This window comes from Streptococcus suis, assembly GCF_046032515.1.
GTDB classification, from domain to species: domain Bacteria; phylum Bacillota; class Bacilli; order Lactobacillales; family Streptococcaceae; genus Streptococcus; species Streptococcus suis_AL.
In genome coordinates, this window is record NZ_JARQPJ010000001.1 from 29,444 (window position 1) to 41,560 (window position 12,117).

The 12,117-nt window shown below is 42.7% G+C and carries 11 protein-coding genes; all 11 read left to right on the forward strand.

The genetic code is table 11. The features are described 5' to 3' along the window. The first annotated feature begins 74 nt into the window (after window positions 1-74). The 11 genes from P7J49_RS00165 to P7J49_RS00215 all read left to right on the forward strand — a co-directional run bounded on the left by P7J49_RS00165 (window position 75) and on the right by P7J49_RS00215 (window position 12,116). Window positions 75-764, forward strand: coding sequence for a DNA-binding response regulator (locus P7J49_RS00165; protein WP_012027645.1), 690 nt, complete (start codon window positions 75-77; stop codon window positions 762-764). 469 nt (window positions 765-1,233) lie between these two features. Then, the gene (locus P7J49_RS00170) at window positions 1,234-2,364 is read left to right on the forward strand and encodes an AI-2E family transporter (protein ID WP_002942701.1); all 1,131 of its coding nucleotides are present in this window, start codon (window positions 1,234-1,236) and stop codon (window positions 2,362-2,364) included. Between the two features lie 71 nt (window positions 2,365-2,435). After that, on the forward strand, window positions 2,436-2,927 hold the full coding sequence (gene nrdR, locus P7J49_RS00175) for a transcriptional regulator NrdR (protein WP_002938341.1): 492 nt from the start codon (window positions 2,436-2,438) through the stop codon (window positions 2,925-2,927). Beyond that, a complete protein-coding gene (locus P7J49_RS00180) occupies window positions 2,914-4,065 on the forward strand; it encodes a replication initiation/membrane attachment protein (protein WP_408568695.1) in 1,152 nt (383 codons plus the stop codon). The genes nrdR and P7J49_RS00180 overlap by 14 nt, the downstream gene beginning before the upstream one ends. Further along, entirely contained in the window at window positions 4,065-4,964 is a 900-nt protein-coding gene (dnaI, locus tag P7J49_RS00185; RefSeq protein ID WP_044690361.1) for a primosomal protein DnaI, read from the forward strand. Before P7J49_RS00180 ends, dnaI begins: the two co-directional genes overlap by 1 nt. Continuing rightward, window positions 4,961-5,674 carry an NADPH-dependent oxidoreductase gene (locus tag P7J49_RS00190; RefSeq protein ID WP_408568697.1) on the forward strand — a complete coding sequence of 238 codons (714 nt, stop codon included), beginning with the start codon at window positions 4,961-4,963 and terminating at the stop codon, window positions 5,672-5,674. The genes dnaI and P7J49_RS00190 overlap by 4 nt, the downstream gene beginning before the upstream one ends. 18 nt (window positions 5,675-5,692) lie before the next feature. After that, on the forward strand, window positions 5,693-7,003 hold the full coding sequence (gene der / locus P7J49_RS00195; protein ID WP_408568699.1) for a ribosome biogenesis GTPase Der: 1,311 nt from the start codon (window positions 5,693-5,695) through the stop codon (window positions 7,001-7,003). 386 nt (window positions 7,004-7,389) lie between these two features. Next, window positions 7,390-7,728 (forward strand): MFS transporter, encoded by a 339-nt coding sequence (locus P7J49_RS00200; protein WP_408568701.1) that lies wholly within the window; start codon window positions 7,390-7,392, stop codon window positions 7,726-7,728. A 1-nt stretch (window position 7,729) separates the two neighbouring features. Continuing rightward, window positions 7,730-8,038, forward strand: a complete 309-nt coding sequence (locus tag P7J49_RS00205) for a hypothetical protein (protein ID WP_044672775.1) — start codon at window positions 7,730-7,732, stop codon at window positions 8,036-8,038. Between the two features lie 244 nt (window positions 8,039-8,282). Beyond that, the gene (locus P7J49_RS00210; protein ID WP_408568923.1) at window positions 8,283-11,375 is read left to right on the forward strand and encodes an SNF2-related protein; all 3,093 of its coding nucleotides are present in this window, start codon (window positions 8,283-8,285) and stop codon (window positions 11,373-11,375) included. Window positions 11,376-11,453: 78 nt separating this feature from the next. Next, window positions 11,454-12,116, forward strand: coding sequence for a hypothetical protein (locus P7J49_RS00215; RefSeq protein ID WP_172052171.1), 663 nt, complete (start codon window positions 11,454-11,456; stop codon window positions 12,114-12,116). The last annotated feature ends 1 nt before the right edge of the window (window position 12,117 follow it).

The window sequence follows — 12,117 nt, forward strand, 5'->3', positions numbered from 1 at the left end:
GGGCGTGGAAGCGCCCTTCTTTCTAGTCATAATACGATTCCTACACCATTTGAAAGAATAGAAAAGGATGGACAATGGCTAAGAAAATTTTGATTGCTGGTAAAGAACGCAATCTCTCGCATTTTGTTTCCATGGAATTGCAGAAAAAAGACTATCTTGTTGATTATGCATCGACAGGGAAAGAGGCTATGTCCTTGGCACATGAAACGGATTTTGACTTGATTCTGATGAGTTTTCAGCTTTCAGACATGTCCAGCAAGGAATTGGCTACAGAACTATTAGCGATAAAACCAGCCACGGTCATGATTGTGGTAGTTGAGCCGACAGAAGTTAGTCAATATGGGGAAGAAGTCCTCTCTTATGCTGTTTCCTACGTAGTGAAGCCCTTTGTCATCAGTGATTTAGTGGAGCAAATCTCTGCGATTTTTCGTGGTCGTGATTTTATTGACAATAATTGTAAACAGGTTCACATGCATGCGGCCTATCGTGATTTGAAGGTTGATTTTCAAAATCGAACAGTGACTCGAGGTGATGAATTGATTAATTTGACCCGCCGAGAGTATGATCTGCTGGCAACCTTAATGAATAGCCCGGAGCCTGTTAGTCGAGAACAACTTCTTGAGCGTGTTTGGAAATATGAAGCGGCTTCTGAGACCAATGTCGTCGATGTATATATTCGCTATCTACGTGGTAAACTGGATTTGCCACATCAAGATTCATATATAAAAACAGTTCGTGGTGTCGGATATGCCATGCGTGATTGATTTAGAGTAGAGTGGAGGGAGTGAGAAAGAACTCTATTTTTCAAAAATGAGTTCGTCAACAAGTCTTTATTTCTAGTTGTCGAGCTGAAACAGTCTATTCCCAGACTGTTTCACTCCCACCCCGCATAGTTCCAACTGTCTGGGGGACAGTTGGAAGTTGGAAATAGAGCGAACAAAGTTCGCTACAAAACTGTCTGGGAGATAGTTTGAGGTTGGAGATGAAGCGAACTCTGTTCGCATCAGTCGTAGAGGTCAGATTTTGAGTGTGAAACGCGAATTTCTGAGATTTGCTTCGCAAATCTTACCTCCAACCTTTAACAGTCCACTGGACTGTTAAACCCAATCAACCACTGCGCTGAGATGTTGACACGAACTTTGAAAAGAGAGGTTGGTCTTTTTGTCCAGCCCCTCTTTCTTTTTCTATAAGCGTGTGATAAAATAATAGCCAATAAGTAAGAATGGAAAAGTTATGAATACATCATTTAAAGAAAAAGTCATATTGATACTCTTATCTGGAGCGACATTGTTAGCTGTTCTCAACTGGTCTAGTATTTATGGGGCTATTCAACAATTATTAGGTAGTATGAATTCGCTTTTTATTGGAGCTATTTTTGCCTTTATTCTCAATGTTCCCATGAAAAAATTAGAAGATCAGTTTGAAAAAATTTCTTTTTTAAAGAAATCCAAGCGGTCTTTGGCAATTGTTGGAGTATTAATTGGATTTGCTTTAATTGTGACAGGACTGGTGGTGATTGTTCTTCCTACATTGGTGACGACTGTTTCAGAACTGGTTTCGGTTAGCAGCACAGCCATTCCAAAATCGGTAAATGCCCTAACTAATTTTCTTGAATCAAATGGTCTTTTGTCGGGACAAATCGGAGACCAGATTGCCAGCTTTTTGGATCAGTTGAAGAATTTAACACTTATTTCAAGTTTGGTCACACCGATTTTATCTGGCTTGGTATCCAATGTGACGGGGATTTTTTCGAACACTATGACGTTGATAATGGCTTTCTTCTTCACTCTAGCGATTTTAGGGAGCAAGGAACACTTGCAGGCGATGACGAGAAAGTTCTTGCAGGCTACCTTGCCAGAGAAGGCTGTCAGAGTAGTGAACTATATTGGAGAAGTTATTGTTGATACCTATGACCGATTCTTGATGAGTCAGATTGTTGAGGCGTGTATCATTGGGACACTTGTCTTTGTTAGTTATTCGCTCTCAGGAATTCCTTATGCCAGCATGGCTGGTATTTTGGCAGGGGTCCTATCATTTGTACCTTATATCGGTCCCTTTTCAGCGTGTTTGATTAGTGCTCTCTTTGTGGCGGTACAAAATCCGCTCTTGGCACTCTGGTCTATCGTACTCTTCCAGATTCTTCAGTTGATTGAAGGGAATGTGATTTACCCGCGCGTGGTTGGTCAATCAGTTGGTCTTCCTACCCTATTTACTCTGGCTGCAGCCCTGATTGGTGGTAATTTGTTTGGCCTACTTGGTATGGTCTTCTTTACCCCAATTTTTGCGGTTGTCTATCGCTTGGTTCGTGAATGGGTTGCCAGTCGATTGAAAAAGCAAGATGAATTATTGGTAGAAAGTGAGTAATTCTCGCTTTCTTTTATTTTTGTCATTTTTATGCTATACTGAAGTGATAAAGTTTATGTAGGAGAAAGAGTATGCGTTGTCCAAAATGTCAGAGTTTGAAATCAAGTGTCATTGATAGTCGTCAGGCTGAAGATGGCAATACCATCCGTCGTCGTCGTTCCTGCGACCAATGTGGTCAACGTTTTACCACCTATGAACGGATTGAAGAGAAAACTCTAGTCGTTGTGAAAAAAGACGGAACTAGAGAGCAGTTTTCACGTGAAAAGATTTTCAATGGGATTATTCGTTCTGCTCAAAAGCGCCCTGTGTCAACCGATGATATTGATGAAGTGGTGAATCGGATTGAACAGAAGGTTCGAGCACAAGGTGATAGTGAAATAGAATCCGATGTCATTGGGAATTTGGTAATGGAAGAATTGGTCGAATTGGATGAAATCACCTATGTGCGTTTTGCATCGGTTTATCGTTCTTTCAAAGATGTTGGAGAGCTAGAAAATTTGCTTAAGCAGATGATTTCCAAAGGAAGTAAGGTGAAACCGGGAAAAAAAGATGAAACCAAATGATTTATTTGCCTATATAAAAATCAGCCCGTTTACACCTGATATTATCAGTCTTAGCCAATGCTACCAGCCGATTATCGGTTTTGATGCTTTAGCGCTTTATTATTACTTTTATAGTTTTGCCGATCAAGGGCAAGGACGTTACAAATGGACTGTCATTCTCAATCACATGGATTTTGGGATGAATCGTTTGGAGAAGGCTCTGGATGTTCTGACTGCCATGGGGCTCCTAGAACTCTATCGTGCAGATGAATTAACAGGTTTGGCGCTACAAGCCCCTCTGACCGTACAAAGTTTTCTAGCGAAACCCTTGTATAAGAACTTGTTGGCAAGGAAGATTGGGGAGTCAAGCATGGAGAATCTGCTTGTTCACCAACCCAATCAAGAACAAAATATCTCAAAAACATTTTCTCAGGTCTTTACCATGGATGGGCAGGCTCCAGTTGTTTTTGAACCGAAACATGATTTTGACTGGTCTGCCTTCAAGGCATTAATGGCTAAAGATAAGCTTCTTTTTCAGGATGAAGCTGAGGATATTATTGCGCTTAGTTACATAGCAGAGCAGGCAGGGTGGACTTGGTTGGAGACCTATCGGCAGGCTAAAGCAACAGCTATTGGACAGACGATCTCGACCAAACGCTTGCAGCAGTCACGTCAGTCATTGCCAACAGAAAGCGCCAACCTCACTGCCCAAGAACAAGCAATTGTTCGTGAAGCGAAATCAAAATCCAGCCTAACCTTCCTGTCCTTTATCAAGGAGCAACGGAAGGCAGCTGTGACAGGAACAGAACGAAAATGCTTGACGGATTTGGCCAATTTGGGTCTGCTTGACGAAGTTATCAATGTCTTGGTCCTCTATACCTTTAACAAGGTGGACTCAGCCAATCTAAATGAAAAATACGCCATGAAGCTAGGCAATGATTTTTCCTACAAGGGAATTGGCAGTGCAGAGGCAGCTGTTTTTTACCTAAGAGAGTTGAAGACAGGTCAGCCACAAAGTAAACCCAAGCAAGAAACCAAAACCAATGTGCCTGAGTGGAGTAAGGAAGAGGTTCAGCAAGGACAAACGCAGGAAGGTCAAGCCAAGCTGGCGGCTCTTTATCGTGAATTAGAAGAAATGGAAAACAAAGGAGGTGGCTGATGAAATCAGTTCAAGACAGGTTGTCGCAAACAACCAATCCAAGTCCAAAATCTTATCAGCAACTCTATCAGGAGATAGTGAGTGATCCTGAAGTCGCTTCTTTTATCAAAAAAGAAGGTTTGACCCAGCAGGAAATCACCCTCTCCATTTCTAAGTTTTTGGAATATATCAGTCAGCGTGACCTCTTTGTCAAGCAGGATGAATCCTATATTGCCAAGGGGTATCAACCTGTTTTGGTTATGAATGAGGGCTATGCGGATGTTTCCTATCTTGAGACAGAAGAATTGGTCGAATACCGTCGTTTGGAAGCTATCAAGAACCGTATCCAGCTCATCAATATGCCTGCGAGTTTGAAGAATGTAACAGTGGCGGATATTGATAAGAGTGATGAAAATCGTGTGGAAGTCATGCTGGCTATTGCAGATTTTGTCAAACGATTTGAGGAAAAACCAAAAGGGCTCTACATCTATGGCAATTTCGGTATTGGAAAAAGTTATTTGATGGCTTATTTAGCCAATCTCTTGTCCAAGACCCATCTTCAATCAACCACCATGCTCCATTATCCAACCTTTGTGGTAGATATAAAAAATGCCATCAAAGATGGTTCTGTCAAGGAGCGAATTGATGAAATCAAGATGGCTCAGGTATTGGTGCTAGATGATATTGGAGCAGAGCAACATAGTCCGTGGGTGCGTGACGATGTGCTGCAGGTCATTCTACAATACCGCATGCAGGAAAATCTGCCGACCTTCTTTACCTCCAATTTCTCCTTTGATGATTTGGAGCGTCATTTCGCCTCTGGCAAGTCTGGTGATGAGACCTGGCAGGCCAAACGGGTTATGGAGCGGATTCGCTATCTGGCTCGCGATTTGCATTTGAAAGGAAATAACCGCCGATGAATGAAACCATTGATTTGATGCTGAACCATACTTCCGTCCGTCGTTTTACGGAAGAGCCCATTGAGGCGGAACATTTGCAAGCTATTATTTCAGCTGGGCGAGCTGCGTCTAGCTGGAAGAATTTCCAGTCTTATTCCATCATTGTGGTGCAGTCGGAGGAAAAAAAACAGGCTCTCTATGATTTGGTGCCCCAGCCAGCTATTTTACAGGCTCAGGCCATTCTGGTTTTTGTGGGCGATCATAATCGTGCCAGCAAGGCGGCTCAACTCCATGGTTCAGACTTTGATGCCAAAGGAACAGAGAATCTCCTGATTTCTTCAGTTGATGCGAGCCTAGCAGGGCAAAATGCCCTTTTAGCAGCTGAAAGCCTAGGTTACGGTGGTGTCTTTATCGGTATGATTCGCCATAAGGCTATGGCAATAGCAGAGCTGTTCAACTTGCCAGATTATACCTATCCAATTTTCTGCATTGCCCTTGGTCGACCAGCTCAAAACCATCCTGTCAAACCACGTTTGGCAAGTGAAGCCATTGTCTTTCAGGAAGAATATGTGGAGCAAGACGTGGAAGTAATCCAAGCCTACGACCAAGTTCAGACAGCCTATGCAGGTGCCCGTCAGACAGAAACCTGGTCCGAGCGTATGGTTGCCCAGTTTGGTCAGGCTGAACAACCAGAAACAAAGTCTATCTTAGAAAAGAATAAATTATTGTAAACTAGAAGAGGAGGAGCTATGGCTCTACCAACTATCGCCATCGTTGGCCGTCCCAACGTTGGTAAATCAACACTATTTAACCGTATTGCGGGGGAACGTATTTCTATCGTAGAAGACGTGGAAGGTGTGACCCGCGACCGTATTTATGCTACTGGTGAGTGGCTGAATCGTAAGTTTTCCTTGATTGATACAGGCGGTATTGATGATGTGGATGCACCTTTCATGGAGCAAATCAAGCATCAGGCTGAGATCGCCATGGATGAAGCGGACGTTATCGTCTTTGTCGTATCAGGCAAAGAAGGTGTGACGGATGCTGACGAGTATGTATCGAGTATCCTTTATAAGACAAACAAACCAGTTATTTTGGTTGTCAATAAAGTCGATAACCCTGAAATGCGCAATGACATCTACGATTTCTATTCACTCGGTCTTGGCGATCCTTATCCAGTATCTTCTGTACACGGTATCGGAACAGGGGATGTCTTGGACGCTATCATTGAAAACCTACCAGCTCAGGAAGCAGAAGAAAATCCAGATATTATCAAGTTCAGCTTGATTGGTCGTCCAAACGTTGGTAAATCAAGTTTGATTAACGCTATTTTGGGTGAAGAGCGCGTGATTGCGTCGCCTGTTGCTGGAACGACTCGTGATGCTATTGATACGCACTTTACAGACCCAGAAGGTCAAGAGTTTACTATGATTGATACCGCAGGGATGCGCAAGTCTGGTAAGGTCTATGAAAATACCGAAAAATACTCTGTTATGCGTGCCATGCGTGCCATTGAACGCTCGGATGTCATATTGATGGTTATCAATGCAGAAGAAGGCATTCGTGAGTATGACAAACGCATCGCAGGTTTTGCCCATGAAGCTGGTAAGGGGATGATTATCGTAGTCAACAAGTGGGATACGCTTGAAAAAGACAACCATACCATGAAGCAGTGGGAAGACGATATTCGTGATCAGTTCCAATACTTGTCTTACGCACCGATTATCTTTGTGTCAGCCTTGACCAAACAACGCTTGCATAAGTTGCCTGAGATGATCAAGGCCATCAGTGAGAGCCAGAATACCCGTATTCCGTCGGCTGTGCTCAACGATGTTATTATGGACGCTATTGCCATTAACCCGACACCAACTGACAAGGGCAAACGTCTCAAGATTTTCTACGCGACCCAGGTTGCGACCAAGCCACCGACATTTGTGGTCTTTGTCAACGAAGAAGAGCTCATGCACTTCTCCTATATGCGTTTCTTGGAAAATCAAATCCGCAAGGCCTTTGTCTTCGAAGGAACACCGATTCATCTGATTGCACGGAAACGGAAGTAAGGCTGGGCAAAAAGTCCAGTCACGTTTCTCAGAGTTCGGGTCAACATCTCAGCGCAGTGGTTGATTGGGTTTAACAGTCCAGTGGACTGTTAAAGGTTGGAGATAGTATTTGCGAAGCAAATCTCAGCAATTCGTGTTTTACACTCCAAATCTGACCATTACGACTGTTGCGAACAAAGTTCGCTCTATTTCCAACCTCAAAAGGTTCACTGAACCTTTTGAGCTGTGCGGGGGTGGGAGTGAAACAGTCTGGGGATAGACTGTTTCAGCTTAACAACTAGAAATAAGGACTTGTTGACGAACTCTTTTAACAATTTGCGAGTTCTATCCCACTCCCTTTTTGCAATTATTCGTAAATATGCTAGAATGGACTTGGAGGTGTTGGTATGGTAGCGGTTCCAATTTGGCGTTCTTTTTTGATATTGCTTTCTTTTTCATCATTTTTTCTTGTATTTTATGAAGATAGTCAGTACAAACCTTTTGGTTTTCGCTATTGGCTGGGACTAGTGGCTTGTATCTGGCTCAATTTGGTGACTTTGGCATCCTATTTTATCGCCTTTACTGGTGGTTCAATTATGGTCTATAATCAGTATAAACAGCCATCGGTTGTGATATTCCTTTTTTGTCTATTCGTGGCTAGTATGCTAACCTTACTTTCCTTTAAGGCTATCAAGATGATGATTCGACGAACCAAATATTATCGACGGGTAAGAAAGGTAGGCTAGTATGGAATTTTTTGGTGAGTTGCTAGTTGAGTTTTTGACTGGTCTAGCAGACTTCGATGAAAAGAAACACCCTCCCTTTGGAATTCGCTACTGGCTGGGCTGGTTGGGCGTTCTGATTCATGTCTTACTCCTTGCCTTGCTTACCTGTGTGACTGTCTTCTTTTTCAAGTTTTTCTTGGATGGAAAAGGCTTGATTAACGTAGTAGTGGCAATTGTTTTCTTGCTATTTGCTCTATTTTGGCTTTGGAAAAGCGGAAAAACAATCTTGAAAATGTGGCAAGCAACGATTTATTATTTAGCTATTCATTAGAGACACCAGTTTACCAGCTGGTGTTTTTTTGATACCTATTTAAACAATTCAAATTGAAAATATGCTATAATGAAAAGATAATATTTTATACTCAATGAAAATCAAAAGTAGCCTAGGAAACGAAGTCGAAGATAGAACTGGAGTTCATCAAGGCAAGTTGACAACGGATAATTTTGATTTTCGAAGAGTATTAGATATATTTTACAGAAGAGCTGATGATTGGTTGAAGGATAAAGGAGTTAGAATGGGTCGCATGATGCCAGGGCGGATTCGCCAAGAAGGAATTGATTTGTACGAGGCTGGAAAACTGACTGTTCTTCATAGTGAGAATGGAAAGATGGTGCTGGATATTGCTGGTGAGCGCTTTACTTACGGCGATGCAGATAGCGATTTACAGTGTAGTTGCCAGTTATTTCAAAGTAAGGGCTACTGTCAACACCTAGCTGCCACGGAGTATTTTTTAAAAAATGATGCCTCAGGCAAGGATATGAAGCAGTCTTTGAAAGAAGATGGTGAACAACATAGGGAAACCGTCCGTCGGACTTATTTTGGCGGTCTCTTTTTAGATGAAATTTTGCGACCAGAACCAGAACTGGGGCTTAAGTATCAGTTATCAGTTGAAGGGAGCTTATTGCCCTATGATCGTCAGATAGATTGGACCTTGAAAATTACCCGCTTGCCAGATACACGTTCGTACATTGTGCGGGACATCGGAGCTTTTTTGCGCATTGTGAAAGCCAACGGTCACTATCAAATAGGGAAAAATTATTATGAGCAAGTTACTTATGAAAATTTTGATGAACCAAGTCAGGCTCTCCTGGATTTTCTCTGGGCCTTGGTACCAGAGAAAGTTGGTATAGATTCAGATATTCTTACTCATTTTGGACGACATTTTCGTCTGCCACAAGCCTATTTTGAGGAGGGGTTGGAGCTGTTAAATCAGCTAGAACATTTTAACTTTTCCTATCAACAGCAGTCCTATTCCTCCTTGATGGTTCTTCCGTTGACAGGGGAGGAAGGGCTCTATCATTTTGAGGTGACCGTTCACACGCAGATGATTGAAATGGTTATTCACGAAAAACCAGTCCGACCACTTTTTCATGGGCGCTATCTCTTAGTAAATGGCACGGTTTATAGTGTCAATCGCCATCAAGAACATCTGATTTACCAAATTTCCGAACTTGTTCCAACCGAATCAGGTTTGAGAAAGGTGCAGGTGGATTTCCCTGACCAAAATCGTCTGGCTTTAAGCTTGCTGGATTTGCAGACAATTGGGACTGTTAAGGCACCTAAGCGCTTCATCATTCATGATTTCAAGCCAGAATTTCATATTCAGATGGAGGCAAATGAGAGTTTATCACTCCAATTGGTTTTGGATTTTGATGGACGTAAGGTAAGGAGTGAGGAGGATTTGGCTCTCCTGCCTTTTGCCAGTCATTTCCAACATTTGGAGAGGGTCTATCAGGCTATTCGTCTAGCTGGCTTTAGGGGGACATATCATGCCCAGAGAGCGGCTCTTAGTCAGCAGGAGCTCTATCCATTTTTCCAACAACAATTGCCTATATTACAAAAAATGGGGCAGGTTCATCTAGCAGAAAGGCTACAGGCTTTATATATTGAAGCCAAACCTCAATTAGAAATTGTACGTAACGGCTCACTTTTGGATATTTCATTTGACTTATCAGGTATCGAACAATCTGAAATCGATCAGGCGATTACAGCCTTGCTGAATCAAGAGGATCACTATACTAGCCCGAGTGGTAAGGTATTTGTTTTTGATGAGGAAACCAAGAAAATCAGTCAAACCCTAGTCTATCTGCGGGTCCGTCATGGTAAGGAGGGGCAGGTACAAGTCCATGCTCTTGCCGGTTACCAATTGGCTCAATCCTTGTCACAATTCAACCAAGTCAGTTTCTCCAAGGAATTTGAGGAAATGGCAAGCTATCTAGCTCAGCCAGATTTGTTCCCTCTTCCTGATGTGGAAGTAACAACGTCGCTTAGGGATTATCAGCAGACAGGGCTTAAGTGGTTGACTATGCTGGATACGTATGGTTTTGGTGGAATTTTAGCTGACGACATGGGGCTTGGAAAGACCTTGCAAACGATCGCCTTTCTGTCCAGTCGGATGACAAAAGATTCCAAAGTTTTAATATTGGCACCATCCAGCTTGATTTATAACTGGTTAGATGAGTGCAAGCGGTTTGCTCCAAGTTTAGATGTGGCAGTTGTCCATGGAAACAAGGAACAGCGTGAAGAGATCATTGCCAATGGTCACCAAGTCTTAGTTACCTCCTATCCATCCTTCAGACAGGATGTCGCGCTCTATAGACAGGAACGCTTTGACTACCTCATTTTAGATGAGGCGCAGGTCATGAAAAATGCCCAATCTAAGATTGCACAGCTACTGCGTGAGTTTGAGGTTGGGAATTGCTTTGCCCTCTCAGGTACGCCGATTGAAAACCATTTGACGGAACTCTGGTCCATTTTCCAAATTGTCTTACCAGGTTTATTGCCAGGCAAACAAGACTTCGGTAAATTAGCAGCCAAGGACATTGCGCGGACCATTCAACCCTTCGTTCTCAGACGTCATAAGGAAGACGTTCTTCAGGAATTGCCTGATTTGATAGAAGTCAATGTACTTAATGAACTGACAGATGAACAAAAAGCCATCTACCTAGCCCAGCTTCAACAAATGCGGACTCAAATAGCTGGCGCAGATGATGCTCAAATCAATCGTAGCAAGATAGAAATCCTATCAGGAATTACTCGCTTACGTCAAATCTGCGATACACCCAGCCTTTTCATGGAAGAGTTTAGTGGTGAGAGTGGCAAACTTAATAGTTTGAAAGAATTACTCTTGCAGCTAAAAGAAGGTGAACACAGGGTCTTGATATTTTCCCAATTCAGAAATATGCTGGAAAAAATAGAAGAACAGCTGAAAGAAATTGGGATGACATCCTATACTCTGACTGGTTCAACCCCTGCTAACCAACGCCAAGAAATGACACAGGCCTTCAATGCAGGAAGTCGAGATGCCTTTCTCATTTCCTTGAAAGCAGGTGGCGTTGGCTTGAATTTGACAGGTGCAGACACAGTCATCCTAGTCGATCTTTGGTGGAATCCTGCCGTGGAAGCTCAGGCTATCAGTCGGGCTCATCGCATGGGGCAGACTGAAAAGGTTGAATGCTATCGCCTGATTACTAGAGGGACAATCGAAGAGAAGATTCAAGAATTGCAAGAAAATAAAAAGAACCTTGTCAAAACAGTCCTTGATGGCAATGAAAGCCGAGCGAATTTGACGGTTGAGGACATTCGCGAGATTTTAGGGATTGAGTGATATGGAAACAGTTGACTCAGCGTAGAATTAGGAAATAAGGCCTAAGTATGGTATAATAAGGGTTCGAAAGGATGACTTATGATTAGACATGAAAAAAGATTTCCACTAGTCGCAGATGATGAGGTACTAGTTGGAGAAAATCCAATTATGAGTTTATATGATGAGAGCGACCTGATTAGCAATATCAGGGGACCTTATCAAGAAAAGGAATTTAGCTGGTCTACCGATTCACAGCGAGTTGCGTCGGCAAAACCAGTAGCACAAACGGAAGATGAGCTCCTGCCTCCTCTGTTTGAAGCTAAGCCAAGCCATTATTCTCGCAAGGAACGCCTTCAGCAACTGACTAAAGCGAAGCCTTCTCCAGTGAAAACACAGGGGCAGTTGGCTCGCGAACAGGCTAGAGAAGACTTGAAGAAAAAACGATCAGCAACCTACTTAAGAGATGAAAAACCAGCACCAGCTAAAGTTGTGGTGAAACCTCCTGTCGTTTCAACAACTGAATCTAAGGCAGGTCGGTTGACACGTTTGGCGGACAACCTACGTCAGACAGACTATATTCTCGCTGATATGCCAGCTGTCTATTCTTTGAAGAAAGAAGATAGAGAACAGGAGCAGGTTATAAAGAAAAATTCGTATGACTTTTTAAGAAAGAGTCAGGTTTACAATTATCCTGAGCGCAGACAACAACGAGATCGCCAAGTGGCACAAGAATTGAATTTGACACATATAGAAGAGGAATAAC